12 protein-coding genes are annotated in these 14678 nt (G+C 73.0%); 9 read left to right on the top strand and 3 right to left on the bottom strand.

Going from position 1 to position 14678, the window contains the following annotated elements; all coding sequences use genetic code 11:
* The first annotated feature begins 166 nt into the window (after positions 1 to 166).
* The 4 genes from ACP7TJ_RS31275 (at position 167) to ACP7TJ_RS31260 (ending at position 2455) form a co-directional block, all read left to right on the top strand.
* Positions 167 to 589, top strand: coding sequence for a DoxX family protein (locus ACP7TJ_RS31275; RefSeq protein WP_189911373.1), 423 nt, complete (start codon positions 167 to 169; stop codon positions 587 to 589).
* A gap of 79 nt (positions 590 to 668) precedes the next feature.
* Entirely contained in the window at positions 669 to 971 is a 303-nt protein-coding gene (locus ACP7TJ_RS31270; RefSeq protein WP_189911372.1) for an ArsR/SmtB family transcription factor, read from the top strand.
* Positions 968 to 1357 (top strand): VOC family protein, encoded by a 390-nt coding sequence (locus tag ACP7TJ_RS31265; protein WP_167741624.1) that lies wholly within the window; start codon positions 968 to 970, stop codon positions 1355 to 1357. The genes ACP7TJ_RS31270 and ACP7TJ_RS31265 overlap by 4 nt, the downstream gene beginning before the upstream one ends.
* A gap of 114 nt (positions 1358 to 1471) precedes the next feature.
* Entirely contained in the window at positions 1472 to 2455 is a 984-nt protein-coding gene (locus tag ACP7TJ_RS31260) for a TIGR01777 family oxidoreductase (protein ID WP_376724455.1), read from the top strand.
* Positions 2456 to 2487: 32 nt separating this feature from the next.
* Here the strand turns inward: ACP7TJ_RS31260 and ACP7TJ_RS31255 are convergent, their stop codons facing one another.
* The gene (locus ACP7TJ_RS31255) at positions 2488 to 4884 is read right to left on the bottom strand and encodes an RICIN domain-containing protein (protein ID WP_427767024.1); all 2397 of its coding nucleotides are present in this window, start codon (positions 4882 to 4884) and stop codon (positions 2488 to 2490) included.
* Positions 4885 to 5146: 262 nt separating this feature from the next.
* On the opposite strand from ACP7TJ_RS31255, the gene ACP7TJ_RS31250 reads away from it, so the two are divergent.
* The 5 genes from ACP7TJ_RS31250 (at position 5147) to ACP7TJ_RS31230 (ending at position 12832) form a co-directional block, all read left to right on the top strand.
* Positions 5147 to 6169 carry a LacI family DNA-binding transcriptional regulator gene (locus ACP7TJ_RS31250; RefSeq protein ID WP_093768897.1) on the top strand — a complete coding sequence of 341 codons (1023 nt, stop codon included), beginning with the start codon at positions 5147 to 5149 and terminating at the stop codon, positions 6167 to 6169.
* Between the two features lie 255 nt (positions 6170 to 6424).
* The gene (locus ACP7TJ_RS31245; protein ID WP_167741621.1) at positions 6425 to 7564 is read left to right on the top strand and encodes a GH12 family glycosyl hydrolase domain-containing protein; all 1140 of its coding nucleotides are present in this window, start codon (positions 6425 to 6427) and stop codon (positions 7562 to 7564) included.
* 270 nt (positions 7565 to 7834) lie between these two features.
* Positions 7835 to 8920 (top strand): lytic polysaccharide monooxygenase auxiliary activity family 9 protein, encoded by a 1086-nt coding sequence (locus ACP7TJ_RS31240; RefSeq protein ID WP_093768796.1) that lies wholly within the window; start codon positions 7835 to 7837, stop codon positions 8918 to 8920.
* Between the two features lie 339 nt (positions 8921 to 9259).
* Positions 9260 to 10810, top strand: coding sequence for a YfbK domain-containing protein (locus ACP7TJ_RS31235; RefSeq protein ID WP_427767020.1), 1551 nt, complete (start codon positions 9260 to 9262; stop codon positions 10808 to 10810).
* Positions 10811 to 10915: 105 nt separating this feature from the next.
* On the top strand, positions 10916 to 12832 hold the full coding sequence (locus ACP7TJ_RS31230; protein ID WP_427767017.1) for an AMP-dependent synthetase/ligase: 1917 nt from the start codon (positions 10916 to 10918) through the stop codon (positions 12830 to 12832).
* Between the two features lie 60 nt (positions 12833 to 12892).
* On the opposite strand, the gene ACP7TJ_RS31225 is transcribed toward ACP7TJ_RS31230, so the two are convergent.
* Together ACP7TJ_RS31225 and ACP7TJ_RS31220 are read right to left on the bottom strand one after the other, a co-directional pair.
* The gene (locus ACP7TJ_RS31225; protein ID WP_427767014.1) at positions 12893 to 13465 is read right to left on the bottom strand and encodes a GNAT family N-acetyltransferase; all 573 of its coding nucleotides are present in this window, start codon (positions 13463 to 13465) and stop codon (positions 12893 to 12895) included.
* Positions 13462 to 14673: a cysteine desulfurase-like protein gene (locus tag ACP7TJ_RS31220; protein ID WP_367419583.1), complete on the bottom strand. Its 1212-nt coding sequence runs from the start codon at positions 14671 to 14673 to the stop codon at positions 13462 to 13464. The genes ACP7TJ_RS31225 and ACP7TJ_RS31220 overlap by 4 nt, the downstream gene beginning before the upstream one ends.
* Positions 14674 to 14678 lie beyond the last annotated feature (5 nt).

Below are 14678 nucleotides of genomic sequence, written 5' to 3'. Positions count from 1 at the left end.
GGGGACAAGTCTGCCTGCCGCCGCCCGGAAGACCGTTGCCGACCTGTGTCCTACGAGGGCCGGAACCGCTGAACGGCGCGCCCGGCACGCACGTTGGTGAGGGCGGACGGCCTCCGCGCCGCCTCTTTCCCCGCCCTGCGCACCGGCCACTGCAAGGAGTTCCACCATGGGCACCACCGACCGGCTCGACCGTCACCAGCCGCTGGCCCTCGGTCTGTTCCGCATCGTCATCGGGCTGCTGTTCACCAGTGAGGGCGCGGCCACCCTGTTCGGCGTGCTGGGCCGGGACGCCACCCCCGCCGGCGACTGGCCGTTCTGGTACGCGGGGCTGATCGAGCTGGTCTGCGGCGCGCTCATCCTGCTCGGCGTCCTCACCCGCGCCGCCGCCTTCCTCAGCTCGGGCGCCATGGCCTTCGCCTACTTCACCGAGCACCAGCCGGACGGGCTCTTCCCCCTGCAGAACAGCGGCCTGTCGCCGGCGCTGTTCTGCTGGGGCTTCCTGCTGCTGGTGTTCTTCGGGCCCGGGGCCATGTCCCTGCCGGGCCTCTTCCGCCGGGATGCCGCGGCCGCGTCCGGGGGCCGCGGCTAGCACCGGGAGCCGCACCCGTCACTCACCGGGGACGGCTTTCGCGTTGATAGGCAAGTGACGACTTGCCTATAGTGGGGGCATGTCCGACGACCTCTTCAAAGCTCTAGCGGACGGAACCCGCCGCACGATCCTCGACGAGCTGACGGAGAAGTCCGGACAGACACTGTTCGAGATCTGTGCGCGCCTGAGCATGAAGCACGGGCTCGGCATCTCACGTCAGGCGGTGTCGCAGCACCTCGCCGTCCTGGAGGCCGCCGGGCTCGTCGAGACCCGGCGGGAGGGCCGGTACAAGTTCCACGACCTGAATGTCGCGCCGCTGCGGCACATCACCGAGCGCTGGCTCGGCCCCCGTATCCCCGGACCGGAGAAGGACCCCTCATGAAGATCCACCTCACCAGCGTCTTCGTCGACGACCAGGCGAAGGCCCTGCGCTTCTACACCGACGTCCTCGGCTTCGTGAAGAAGCACGACGTGCCGCTGGGCGAGAAGGACCGGTGGCTCACCGTCGTCCCGCCCGAGGACCCGGACGGCACCGAGCTGCTCCTGGAGCCGGCCCATCACCCCGCGGTCAAGCCCTACCGGGACGCCCTCGTGGCCGACGGCATCCCCCTCGCCCAGTTCACCGTGGACGACGTGCGGGCGGAGTACGCGCGCCTGCGGGAGCACGGCGTCCGCTTCACCCAGGAGCCGCTGGAGATGGGGCCCGTCACCACCGCCGTCTTCGACGACACCTGCGGGAACCTCATCCAGCTCGCCTCGCAGGCGTAGGCCCGGCCCTCCCGGGCCTGTCCACCACCGCCCTCGACCTCACCGCACCCCACTGTTGAACGTGTTCAAAAAATCGGGATAGGGTGAGGGCACGCGAAGAGGCCGGAGGGTCCGATGAAGATCGTTCTGCCCGGGGGGACCGGACAGGTGGGCACGATCCTGGACCGTGCGCTGAGCGCGGCCGGGCACGAGGTCCTCGTGCTGACCAGGCGGCCTCGCCGCCCTCAGGACGTCGCCTGGGACGGGGCGGCCCTGGGCCCGTGGGCCGAGGCGGTGGACGGCGCGGACGTCGTCGTCAATCTCGCGGGGCGCAGCGTTTCCTGCCGGTACACGCCGGAGAACCTGCGCGCCATGATGGACTCCCGTGTCGACTCCACGCGGGTCGTGGGCGAGGCGATCGCCGCCGCCCGCCGGCCGCCGAAGGTGTGGCTCCAGATGAGCACCGCGACGGTCTACGCCCACCGCTTCGACGCCGCGAACGACGAAGCGACGGGCGTCATCGGCGGCACCGAGGGCGGCGTGCCGGACTACTGGGCGTACAGCGTCGAGATCGCGAAGAACTGGGAGCGGACGCAGGCCGAGGCGCCGACCCCGGACACGCGGAAGGTGGCCCTGCGGGCGGCGATGGTGATGAGCCCGGACCGGGGCGGGGTGTTCGACGTGCTGCTGCGGCTCGCCCGGCTGGGGCTGGGCGGGCCGGTCGCGGGCGGCGGGCAGTACGTGTCATGGATCCACGACGAGGACTTCGTGCGGGCGGTGGAGTTTCTGATCGCGCGGGAGGACGTGGCGGGCGCGGTGAATCTCGCCGCGCCCGGCCCGCTGCCCCAGCGGGAGTTCATGCGGGTGCTGCGGAGGACGTGGGGTGTGCCGGTGGGGCTGCCGGCGACCCGGTGGATGGCGGAGGCGGGGGCGTTCGCGCTGCGCTCGGACACGGAGCTGCTGCTCAAGAGCCGGCGGGTGGTGCCGGGCCGGTTGCGGGACGCGGGGTTCGCGTTCGCCTGGCCGGGGTGGGAGGGGGCGGCCGGAGACCTCGTGCGCAGGGCACGGGCCGCGCGGGCGGGTCCGGGCCGTCTCCGGGCGCGGGTGGGCGGGGGTTGACCGCGCGGTTCCCCGCGCCCCTCCGGGGCGCGTCAGAGGAAGCGCCACAAGTGGTCCGCCGTGCCGTTGTCCTCGTACTGGACCACCTGCGCGCTGTCCGCCGTCGACATGCCGTCCACGCCCAGCACCTTGCCGCTGTGCCGGTTGCGGACGCGGTACCAGCCGTCGCCGTTGTCGACCAGGGTCCAGAGGTGGTCGGGGGTCCCATTGTCCTCGTACTGCACGACCCGCGCGCTGTCCGCCGTGGACATGCCGTCCACGCCCAGCACCTTGCCGCTGTGGCCGTTGCGGATGAGGTACCAGCCCTCCCCCCGGTCCACGAGCTGCCAGGCGTGGTCGCCCGTGCCGGTGTTCGCGAACTGCACCACGCGGGCGCTGTTCTCGGTGGACATGCCGTCCACGGCGAGGACCTTGCCGCTGTGCCGGTTCTCGATCCGCCGGTACGGCGGCTCGGGCGTCCAGGGCCGCCCGTCCGGGGACGCCGTGGGGAACGCGGTGATCCGCAGCCGCGCCGCGCCCATCGGGATCAGCGTGACGCGCTCCACCGGGGCGTCGCTGCGGGCGGGGCTGTCCTGGAGGGGGGTGACGACGTGCTCGTCGTCGGCCGTCCACGCGGCGATCCGCCGGGCGTCGGCGGTGATGCGGACGGGGGTGGTGGCGTGGGTGAAGGGGTTGCCGGGGACGGGGCCGGGGGTGCGGGTGAACTCCGGCCTGGGCAGGGGGGCGAGGCCGTAGTTCCAGGGTGTGGTGGCGTGCACCTCGTGGGCGGGGAAGGTGTCGTCACCCGCGTAACGCTCGTACCGTTCACCGATCTTGAGGGAGTACGTCAGCGGCCCGTGCTGGACGGTCACGGCGCCGTGCTGGTCCGGCAGAGCCCGCACCTCGGTGCGCTGCGGCAGGCGCAGGGTGACCATGTCGCCGTCGCGCCAGGTGCGTGTCACGGTCGCCCAGCCCGGTCCGTCCGGCGCGCCCACCGGCCGTCCGGCGACCCGCAGTTCGGGTGAGCGGCACCATCCCGGCACGCGCAGCCGGAGCGGGAAGCGCACCGGGCGCGGGGTGGCGACGGTGAGGCGGACGGTGTCGGTGAACGGGTAGCCGGTGTCCTCGGTGACGGTCACCGTGGTGCCGCCGGCGACCTGGGCGCGGACCGTGCTGGGTGCGTACATCGCGGCGGCCAGGCCCCCGTCGTCGCTGCCGAGCCACAGTTCCTCGGTGAAGTAGGGCCAGCCCATGCCGTAGTTGTGCGGGCAGCAGCGGTACCGGTCGACGCCCGCGTGGTACGCCTGCATGGCGAAGCCGTTCTGGAACTGGCCCTGCGTCTTGGTGCGGTCGTCCAGGTCGACGCTGTTGGCGCTGGTGATGTAGTGGATCGCCCTGCCCTGCGGGTCGAGGGAGGCGGGGAGCATGTTGAACGCCAGGTCCTCGCAGCGGTCCGCCCACACCGGGTCGCCCGTGATGCGGGTGAGGAGCTCGTGGGAGGCCATGAACTCGACGACGCCGCAGGTTTCGAAGCCTTGCCGGGGGTCGGTGAAGCCGGGCCGGTAGTTCTCGTCGCCCGCCATGCCGCCGCCGGGGAACCTGCCGTACTCGGCCATGACGGTGTCGTAGGCGCGGTAGGTGGCGCGGGTCAGCTCGGCGGAGCCGGTCACCTGGGCGTACTGGGCGGGTTCGCGGAAGCCCTGGGCGATGTTGACGTTGTGGCGGGAGGGCGTCGGACCGGTCCAGTCGGCGCCCAGGGTGTGCATCTTGGCGGCCAGGTCCAGGAGGAAGGCCTCCCCCGTACGGCGGTACAGCCAGACGGCGATGTCCAGGCCGTCGCCCCAGCGGTAGGAGATCCAGCTGGTGTCGAACGCGCCGGGCCCCTGGGCGTTCATGTAGCGCAGGAACGTCAGGAGGAAGGGCACGACGCGTTCGTCACCCGTGAACTCCTCGTGCGAGCGCAGGGCTTGGAGCAGCGGCAGGTACGGCCAGAAGTCGGGGCCGCCGCCGAGGGAGGTGCGCAGTGCGCGCGGTCCGAAGAAGCCGTCGGGCTGCTGGGTGGCGAGGATCGCGTCGATCCACCGGCGCGCGTTCGTGAGGGCGGCGGTGTCGCCGGTGGCCACGGCGAGCGGCACGTATCCGCGCAGCCAGTACGGCAGTTCCTCCCAGCCGGGGCGGTCGGGGTGGACCCAGCCGGTGGTGCCGAAGTCGAGGAAGTGGGAGATCTCCTCGTAGCGGCCGCACAGTCCGTCGAGCTGGAGCCGCAGTTGGCCGGCCAGCCAGCCGCGCGGGGTGACGCTGCCGGCGGACAGTCTGCGGAAGGCGTCCGGGAGAGGGCCCGCGACAGCTCTCGGGGACGCGGAGGCGGGGCGGGCGAGGGGTCCGCCGAGTGCGGCCGCGCCGAGACCTGCGGCTCCGGCGCCGAGGAGGGTGCGTCTGGTGACGGGCATGCGCGGGCTCCTGTTCATCGTCGTCCGTGGTCCTGCGGAGGGGGGTGCGCGGGACGGGCGGGTGGCTCGCCCTTTCGGTCTGCACAACGTTGTAAGGCCCAGTCGGGATGAGAGCACGGCGCCGGGGGGCCTGTCCAGGGTCCGGACACGCCGTTCACGCCGGGCGCGGGGTGCGAACGGCCGCACGGGCGGGCGGGTTGCGGGAACGGCCGATCCGGGCATGACTGGGGCCGTAGGATCAGGTGATCTCGTGGGGGTGGTCATGCTCAGGCGGCGTCCGGGCACACCGACGCTCGAGGAGGTGGCGGCGCTCGCCGGTGTGGGGCGGGGCACCGTCTCCCGCGTCATCAACAACGCGGCGGGGGTCAGGGACACGACCCGCCGTGCCGTGCAGCGCGCCATCGCGGAACTGGGGTACGTGCCCAATCTGGCCGCCCGCACGCTGGCCGGACGGCGCGCCGACGCGGTCGCGCTGGTCATGACGGAGCCGGACTGGCGGCAGTTCGGCGAGCCCTTCTTCTCCGAGATCGTGCGGTCCGTCGGGGACGCCCTGACCGAGACCGAGGTGCAGCTGCTGCTCACCCTGGTGCGCACGGACGCCGAGCGGCAGCGGCTCGTGGAGTACGCGCGCGGCGGCCGGGTCGACGGGGTGATGCTGATGTCCGTGCACGCGGCGGACCCGCTGCCCGACATGCTGGCCGAAGTGGGCCTGCCCACCGTGCTGCTGGGACGGCGCTCCGGGGACGAGAGCGTGACCTACGTCGACGCGGACAACGTCGGAGGGGCGCGCACCGCCGTGTCGCACCTGCTGGACACCGGCCGGCGCGCGATCGCGACCATCACGGGGCCGCCGGACATGTACGTGGCCCGGTGCCGGCTGCGCGGTTACCGGGAGGCGCTGGAGCGGGCGGGGGTCGAGGCACGGGAGTCCTGGACCGCGCAGGGCGACTTCTCGGCGGACAGCGGGCACCGCGCGATGGCCGAACTCATCGAGCGGGCACCGGAGATCGACGGGGTGTTCGCCGCGTCGGACACCATGGCCGCGGGCGCGCTGGGAGCGCTCCGGGCGGCGGGCCGGCGGGTGCCGGACGACGTGGCGGTGATCGGGTTCGACGACTTCCCGCTCGCCCAGCACACCGACCCGAAGCTGACGACGGTCCGTCAGCCGCTGGAGGAGATCGGGCACACGATGGTGCGGCTGCTCCTGGAGGAGATGGAGGAGCCGTCGGCGGCCTGGCGGCACGTCATCCACCGCACGGAACTGGTGCTGCGCGGCTCCGCCTGACCCGGCGCGGAATCCCGCGCCGCCCCCTGCGCGTCGAAAGTTTCGGGAGCGCTCCCGTCGTCCGAGGTCAAGTGGATCATCGCGTTGACCTGCGACTTCGAAAGACGTTCGACGGGTTGTCGCGCACAGGGTTGTCAGGGACATGGACGCCTTCTACAGTCCCCTTCCGGAACACCATTGGGAGCGCTCCCATCAATGGGGAGGCGGGAGCGCTCCCGCCGGTATCCCGCACCCCCCTCCCGAGAGGTCCCCCACATGCCACGGTTACGGCACCACCCCCGCACCCTGCGCGCCGTGTCGGCGGCGCTCCTGACCACTCTCGCGGCGCTCGCCGCGCTGCTGACCGCGACCGCCCCCGCCCAGGCCGACACCACGATCTGCGAGCAGTACGGCTCGACCGTCATCCAGGGGCGCTACGTCGTCCAGAACAACCGCTGGGGCACCAGCGCCACCCAGTGCGTCACCGCCACGGACTCCGGCTTCCGGGTCACCCAGGCCGACGGCTCGGTGCCGACCAACGGCGCGCCGAAGTCGTACCCGTCGGTCTTCAACGGCTGTCACTACACGAACTGTTCGCCGGGCACCGCGCTCCCCGCGCGCATCAGCGGCATCTCCTCCGCGCCCAGCAGCATCTCGTACAGCTATGTCGCCGACGCCGTGTACAACGCCTCGTACGACATCTGGCTGGACCCGACGCCCCGCACCGACGGGGTGAACCGGACCGAGATCATGATCTGGTTCAACCGGGTGGGGCCGATCCAGCCGATCGGCTCGCAGGTCGGCACGGCCACCGTGGCCGGGCGCACCTGGGAGGTGTGGTCCGGCGGCAACGGCACCAACGACGTGCTGTCGTTCGTCGCTCCGTCCGCGATCAGCAGCTGGAGCTTCGACGTGATGGACTTCGTCCGGGCGACCGTCGCCCGCGGGATGGCGGGCAGCGACTGGTACCTGACGAGCGTCCAGGCCGGTTTCGAGCCCTGGCAGAACGGCGCGGGCCTCGCGGTCAACTCCTTCTCGTCGACCGTCAACACGGGCGGGTCGCAGGACCCGGGCGACCCGAACGGTCCGGGCACCCCGGCCGCCTGCACGGTGTCGTACGCGACGAACGTGTGGCCGGGCGGCTTCACCGCGAACGTCACCGTCACCAACAACGGTGCGGCCCCCGTGGACGGCTGGCGGCTCGCCTTCACCCTGCCCTCCGGGCAGAGCGTCGTGCACGCCTGGAACGCGTCCGTCACCCCCTCCTCGGGCGCGGTCACGGCCACCGCCTCGGCCGGCAACAGCCGGATCGCCGCCGGCGGCAGCCAGAGCTTCGGCTTCCAGGGCGCCTACAGCGGCAGCTTCGCGCAGCCGGGCGCCTTCCAGCTGAACGGCACCGCCTGCCGCACCGCGTGAGGGCCGCGGCGGGCCGCACCCCGCCGTGCCCCCTCGCCCTGGGGCCCGCTCTTCCCTCCCTGCGCCGACGGGGCGGGCCCCGCACGCCCGTACGTCCCGCCGGGGGGCGGTCCGTGAGCCGCGACCGCCTCCCCGGACGGCCCTCAGATCCCCCCGCCCGTCCGGCTGGCGCCCTCCCCGGCCGGGCGGGGGTTCCAATCCCCCGGTTCCCCTCCCCCATCCCCCATCCGCACCGCCCATGAAGAACTCAGCATCGGGACAGGAGACTCCATGGCTCTGAGAAGCAGACTGGTCTCTCTGGCAGCGGTACTGGCGACCCTCCTCGGAGGGCTCGGTCTCAGTTTCCTCTGGCAGAAGGACGCGCAGGCGCACGGCGTGGCGATGATGCCCGGCTCGCGCACCTATCTGTGCCAGCTGGACGCCGTCACCGGCACCGGCGCACTCGACCCGACCAACCCCGCCTGCAAGGCCGCGCTGAACCAGAGCGGCGCCACGGCCCTCTACAACTGGTTCGCCGTTCTCGACTCCCAGGCCGGCGGACGCGGTGCCGGCTACGTACCGGACGGCACGCTGTGCAGCGCGGGCGACCGGTCGCCCTACGACTTCTCCGCCTACAACGCGGCCCGCTCCGACTGGCCGCGCACCCACCTGACGTCCGGCGCGACGATCAAGGTGCAGTACAGCAACTGGGCCGCGCACCCGGGCGACTTCCGGGTGTACATCACCAAGCCCGGCTGGTCGCCCACCTCCCAGCTGAAGTGGAACGACCTGGAGCTGATCCAGACCGTCACCAACCCGCCCCAGCAGGGTTCCCCGGGCACCAACGGGGGCCACTACCACTGGAACCTGCAGCTGCCCTCCGGCCGCTCCGGTGACGCGCTGATCTTCATGCAGTGGGTGCGCTCGGACAGCCAGGAGAACTTCTTCTCCTGCTCCGACGTGGTCTTCGACGGCGGCAACGGCGAGGTCACCGGCATCCGCGGCTCGGGCGGCGACCCGGACCCCGGCACCGACCCGACCCCCGACCCGAGCGACCCGCCGCACACCGGTGAGTGCATGGCCGTCTACAGCGTGACCAACTCCTGGAACGGCGGATTCCAGGGCTCCGTCGAGGTGATGAACCACGGGACGTCGCCGCTGAACGGCTGGGCCGTGCAGTGGAAGCCCGGGCAGGGCACCACGATCGGCAGCGCCTGGAACGGCACCCTCCGTACCGGCTCGGACGGCACGGTGACGGTGCGGAACGCCGACCACAACAGAGTGATCGCCCCCGACGGAAGCGTGTCGTTCGGCTTCACGGCCACGTCCACCGGCAACAACTTCCCGGTGGGCACGATCGGTTGCGTCAATCCGTAGCGCCCGCGCGATGAACGGGTGACGGGTACGGTCCGCCGGAGCCGGTAACGACCGGGGCAACCCGTCCCACTCGGCCATCGAGGTGGCCGACAGGGTCACCTACTCGTGGAATCAACGCTGTTCAGGGCCGGTGCGGTCCGGGGGCGCGTCCCCCGGACCGCACCGGCCTGTCGCGTGCACGGGCCTCGCGCAGGTCAACGGAAGATCACCCACCGGTCTCGGCGGCACTGCTCCGTGCCCGCATCGAGACGCACTCGCAACCCCCCGTACCGCACGTTTCCGCCCGGCGCGCCGTCACAGTCACTGAAGCGGCGTCGACCGACACAGGGGGTACACAGCATGAAGCGGCACGGGACACGACGGCCGGCCGGGGTGCTGCTCGCGCTCACCGCGGCCTGCGGGCTGCTGCTCACCGGATGCAGCGGGGACGGCGACAGCGGGGCGAGCAGGAGCGACGCCTCCTACGACGGCGGCAGCGGCGGCACGGCGCCGCTGCCCGCCCCGGACGGCACGGGCCGGTACGAGGGCGGTGAGCGGGAGGGCGAGCAGGGATCCCGGGACGTGGCCCCGGAGCCCGACCACCTGTCGACGTTCGCTCTGGACGTCGACACCGCCTCCTACGGCTACGCCCGCCGCACCCTCGACGAGGGCCGGCTGCCCGACCCGTCGACCGTGCGCCCCGAGGAGTTCGTCAACAGCTTCCGGCAGGACTACCCGCGCCCCGACGGCGACGGATTCACGGTCACCGTGGACGGCGCCCGCTCCGACGCGGAGGACTGGTCGCTGGTGCGGGTCGGGCTCGCCACCCGGACGGCCGAGGCGGACGGCGAACGCGCGCCCGCCGCCCTCACGTTCGTCATCGACATCTCCGGCTCGATGGGCGAACCGGGCCGGCTGGACCTCGCCCAGGAGGCACTGGGCACCATGACCGACCGGCTGCGCGACGACGACTCGGTCGCCCTCGTCACCTTCAGCGACGAGGCGGAGACCGTGCTGCCGATGACCCGGCTCGGCGGCAACCGGGGCGAGATCCACGACGCGATCGACGGCCTGAAGCCGACCGACTCCACCAACCTCGGCGCCGGGGTGGAGACCGGGTACGAGACCGCCGTGGAGGGGCTGCGCGGGGGCGCCACCAACCGGGTGGTCCTGGTGTCCGACGCGCTCGCCAACACCGGGGAGACGGAGGCCGACGCGATCCTGGAGCGCATCGCGGAGTCCCGGCGCGAGCACGGCATCACCCTGTTCGGCGTCGGCGTCGGCAGCGACTACGGCGACGCGCTCATGGAGCGGCTCGCCGACCGGGGCGACGGCCACACCGTGTACGTGTCCGACGAGGCGGACGCCCGCGAGGTGTTCTGCGAGGAACTGCCCCGCAACATCGAATTGACCGCCCGGGACGCCAAGGCGCAGGTGGCCTTCGCCCCGGAGACGGTCGCCGAGTTCCGCCTGGTCGGCTACGACAACCGCAGGGTGGCCGACGAGGACTTCCGGAACGACCGGGTCGACGGCGGCGAGGTCGGCCCCGGCCACACCGTGACCGCCCTGTACGCGGTGCGTACCCGGCCCGGCGCCCAGGGGCACCTCGCCACGGCGACCGTGCGCTGGCTGGACCCCGACAGCCGCACGCCGCACGAGGAGACCGGCGACCTGGAGACCGACGGGCTCGCGGAGTCGGTGTGGCGGGCGCGGCCCCGGCTGGCGGTGACCGCGACCGCGGCCTACTTCGCCGACGCGCTGCGCTCCCCCGGTCACCGGGACAGTGCGCTGCCGGGCGCCCCGGGCCTCGAAGAGCTGTCCGAGCGCGCCGGGACGCTGGCCGCGCGGACCGAGGACGCGGAGGTGCGGGAGCTGGCGGAGGCGATCCGCACGGCGGACCGGCTGGACTGATCGCCCCCGGACCGTTGACTCGTTCTTACGCGCGGGTAAGTTGACTCCCGAGTAAGTAAGTACGGAGAGCACCAGCAGGACAGTCAGCCGCGACCGGGAGCCGTCATGGGCGTACGCAAGGATCTGAAACGGGCGAAACGACGGGCCGATCTGGCGGGCCGCACCACGGTCGAGACCGTCAAGGACGAACGCGGGACCGTCCGCGAGGTCCGCACGGAGGTCCTGGCCCCGCACCCCGCCGCCGGCACGACCGCCGACATCCCGTTCACCAACGCGGACGAGGCGCCCGACGCGGTCGTGCTGCGCCGCGAGGAGCGGGGGGTGTGGCGCCCGGTCACGGCGGCGACCTTCGCCGGGGAGGTCACCGCCGTGGCCAGGGGCCTGATCGACGCCGGCCTGGAGCCGGGCGACCGGGTCGCCGTGATGTCCCGCACCCGCTACGAGTGGACGCTCCTGGACTTCGCGGTCTGGGCGGCCGGCGGACAGACCGTGCCGGTGTACCCCACCTCCTCGGCGGAGCAGGTGGAGTGGATCGTCCGCGACTCGGGCGTCCGGTACGTCGTCACGGAGACCCCGGACAACACCGCCACGGTCCGCGCCGGCACCGCCGCCCTGGACCCGGCGCCCGAGGTGTGGGAGCTGGACGCGGGCGCCGTGGACGACCTCGTCGCCCGCGGCCGGGGCGTCCCGGACGAGGAGGTCACCAAGCGGCGCACCGCCCTCACCGCCGACACGGTGGCGACCGTCTGCTACACCTCCGGCACCACGGGACGCCCCAAGGGCTGTGTGCTCACCCACGGCAACCTGTACGCCGAGTCCGCCAACACGGTCGAGCTGCTGCACCCCGTCTTCAAGGCGGTCACCGACCAGGTCGCCTCGACGCTGCTGTTCCTGCCGCTCGCCCACATCCTGGGCCGCACCCTGCAGATCTCCTGTCTGATGGCCCGCATCGAGACGGGGCACTTCCCGAGCATCAAGCCGGACGAACTGAGGCCCGCGCTCAAGTCGTTCCGCCCCACCTTCGTGGTGGGCGTGCCCTACCTCTTCGAGAAGATCCACGACACCGGGCGGGCCACCGCCGAGAAGCTCGGCCGCGGCGCGTCCTTCGAGCGCGCCCACCGCGTCGCCGTCCGCTTCGCGCGGGCGCACCTCGACCGCTTCCTGGGCCGCGGCAAGGGCCCCGGCCCCGGCCTGTACGCCGCGTGGGCGCTGTACGACCTGCTGGTCTACCGCAGGGTCCGCAAGGAGCTCGGCGGGCGCCTGCGGTACGCCATCAGCGGCGGCTCCCCGCTGGAGAAGGACCTCAGCCTGTTCTTCTACGCGGCCGGCATCATGATCTACGAGGGCTACGGCCTGACCGAGACCACCGCCGCCGCCACCGTCGTCCCGCCGCTGTCCCCGCGCCCCGGCACGGTCGGCCGGCCGGTCCCCGGCACCGCGGTGCGCATCGCCGACGACGGTGAGGTGCTGATCAAGGGCGGCATCGTCTTCGGGTCGTACCGGAACGACCCGGCGGCCACCGAGGAGGTGCTGCGCGACGGCTGGTTCGCCACCGGGGACCTCGGCTCCCTCGACGAGGACGGCTATCTGACCATCACCGGCCGCAAGAAGGACATCATCGTCACCTCCGGCGGCAAGAACGTCTCCCCCGCCGTGCTGGAGGACCGGCTGCGCAGCCGCCCGCCGGTCGGGCAGTGCCTCGTCGTCGGCGACAACCGGCCCTTCGTGGCCGCGGTGATCACCCTGGACCCGGAGGCCGTGGCCCACTGGCTGTCGGTGCGCAGGATGCCCGCCGGCACCCCGATGTCCGAGGTGGTCCGCGACCCGCGCATGCGCGCCGACGTGCAGAAGGCGGTGGACTACGCCAACGAGGCCGTCTCCCGCGCCGAGTCCATCCGCGCGTTCACCGTCGTCGAGGGCGAGTTCACCGAGGAGAACGGCCTGCTCACCCCGTCGCTGAAGGTCAAGCGGAGGGCGGCGCAGGAGGCGTACGCGAAGGAGATCGCCGCGCTGTACGCGTGAGCGGGACAGCCCGTGCCCGTGAGCCGTGGGTCGGGCCGTCCGTGCCGTGCGCGTGTGTCCTCAGCGCAGGTCGAGCCGCATCAGCACGCGGGGATGGCCGGCCAGCACCGAGGTGGTGTCGGCGGCGTGGGTGAACCCGGCCTGCTCGAAGTTCTTGCGGAGCCCCGGGTAGGCCATGGTCAGGTCGACGCGGGCGTCGCCGTTGTCGAGGGGGTAGGCCTCGACGGCGAGGGCGCCCTGCGCGCGGGCGTACGCGACGGCGCCGGCGATCAGGGCGTGCGAGAGACCCTTGCCGCGGTGGCCGGGGCGCACCCGGATGCACCACAGGGACCACACCGGCAGGTCGTCGATGTGCGGGATCGTGCGATTGCGGACGAAGGAGGTGTCCGCGCGCGGGGCGACGGCGGCCCAGCCGACGGGCTCGCCGTCCTCGTGGGCGAGCACGCCCAGGGGGGCGCCGGAGCGCAGCAGCCCGGCGACGTACTCGCCGCGGGCGGGGCCTCGCAGCTCGCGGTTGAGCTTGGAGGGGATGCGGTAGCTCAGGCACCAGCAGACGTTCGCCTGCGGCGACTTGGGACCGAGCAGGGCACGGACGTCCTCGAACTCCGAGGCCGGACGGACGTCGACGGTCATGGGGTCTCCTTCAGGAAGGCCGCCAGACCGTCGAGCAGGCGGTCGACGTCCTCGTCGGAGGTGTAACAGGCGAGACCGACGCGCAGGCCGCCGGTGTCGCCGAGGCCCAGGTGGCGGGAGGCCTCCAGGGCGTAGAAGTGGCCGGAGGGGGCGTGGACGTTCCGTCCGGCGAGGAAGCGGTAGGCGTCCTCGGTGCGGCGGCCGTCGAGGGTGAGCAGCAGGGTGGGGGTGCGGCGGGCGGCACGGGAGTGGACGGTCACCCCGTCGAGGGCCGCCAGGCCCTCCTCCAGGCGGGCCCGCAGCCGTGCCTCGTGCTCCCCGATCGCCTCGTACGCCGCGCCGAGCCGGGCTCGGCGGTCGCCGTCGGTCCGCCCGCCGAGCCCGGCGAGGACGTCGACGGCCGCGCGGGTGCCGGCCAGGAACTCGTAGGGCAGGGTGCCCAGTTCGAACCGCTCGGGCACCGCGTCCGAGGAGGGCAGCAGCTTGTCCGGGCGCAGGGTCTCCAGCAGCTCCGGGGCCGCGGCCAGCACCCCGTGGTGCGGGCCGAGGAACTTGTACGGCGAGCAGACGAAGAAGTCCGCGCCGAGCGCCCGGACGTCGACCGGCGCGTGCGCCGTGTAGTGCACACCGTCGACGTACAGCAGGGCGCCCGCCTCGTGGACCAGGCGTGCTATCTCGGCGACCGGGGGCATGGTGCCGATGAGGTTGGAGGCGGCGGTGACCGCGACCAGGCGGGTGCGCGGGGAGAGCTGGGCGCGGATGTGGCCGGCGGTGAGCTCCCCGGTGGCCGGGTCGAAGTCGGCGCGGCGGACGGTGACGCCGGCCCGCTCGGCCGCCTGCACCCACGGGCGGATGTTGGCGTCGTGGTCGAGCCGGGTGACCACCACCTCGTCGCCCTCCGACCAGCCGGCGGCGAGGGTGCGGGCGATGTCGTAGGTGAGCTGGGTGGCGCTGCGGCCGATGACGATGCCCGCCGGGTCGGCGCCGAGCAGGTCGGCCAGGGCGCGGCGCGCCTCGACGACGAGGGTGTCGGCGTGGCGCTCGCCGGGGAGCAGGCCGCCCCGGTTGGACAGCGGCCGGGACAGGGCGTCGGCGATCGCCTCGATGACGGGGCGCGGCGTCTGGGTGCCGCCGGGGCCGTCGAAGTGGGCGGTGCCGGCGGCCAGCGCGGGGATGTCGGCGCGCAGTGCGGTGAGGTCGTACGTCACGGGGG

The sequence above is a fragment of the Streptomyces sp. DSM 41931 genome, from assembly GCF_050271085.1.
GTDB classification, from domain to species: domain Bacteria; phylum Actinomycetota; class Actinomycetes; order Streptomycetales; family Streptomycetaceae; genus Streptomyces; species Streptomyces albogriseolus.
This window is presented reverse-complemented; position numbering and strand designations above follow the sequence as displayed.

Bases quoted from the DNA above. Each gene is read 5' to 3' on its own strand.
- ACP7TJ_RS31275 (WP_189911373.1), top strand. From the start codon at position 167: ATGGGCACCACCGACCGGCTCGACCGTCACCAGCCGCTGGCCCTCGGT.
- ACP7TJ_RS31270 (WP_189911372.1), top strand. From the start codon at position 669: ATGTCCGACGACCTCTTCAAAGCTCTAGCGGACGGAACCCGCCGCACG.
- ACP7TJ_RS31265 (WP_167741624.1), top strand. From the start codon at position 968: ATGAAGATCCACCTCACCAGCGTCTTCGTCGACGACCAGGCGAAGGCC.
- ACP7TJ_RS31260 (WP_376724455.1), top strand. From the start codon at position 1,472: ATGAAGATCGTTCTGCCCGGGGGGACCGGACAGGTGGGCACGATCCTG.
- ACP7TJ_RS31255 (WP_427767024.1), bottom strand. From the start codon at position 4,884: ATGCCCGTCACCAGACGCACCCTCCTCGGCGCCGGAGCCGCAGGTCTC.
- ACP7TJ_RS31250 (WP_093768897.1), top strand. From the start codon at position 5,147: ATGCTCAGGCGGCGTCCGGGCACACCGACGCTCGAGGAGGTGGCGGCG.
- ACP7TJ_RS31245 (WP_167741621.1), top strand. From the start codon at position 6,425: ATGCCACGGTTACGGCACCACCCCCGCACCCTGCGCGCCGTGTCGGCG.
- ACP7TJ_RS31240 (WP_093768796.1), top strand. From the start codon at position 7,835: ATGGCTCTGAGAAGCAGACTGGTCTCTCTGGCAGCGGTACTGGCGACC.
- ACP7TJ_RS31235 (WP_427767020.1), top strand. From the start codon at position 9,260: ATGAAGCGGCACGGGACACGACGGCCGGCCGGGGTGCTGCTCGCGCTC.
- ACP7TJ_RS31230 (WP_427767017.1), top strand. From the start codon at position 10,916: ATGGGCGTACGCAAGGATCTGAAACGGGCGAAACGACGGGCCGATCTG.
- ACP7TJ_RS31225 (WP_427767014.1), bottom strand. From the start codon at position 13,465: ATGACCGTCGACGTCCGTCCGGCCTCGGAGTTCGAGGACGTCCGTGCC.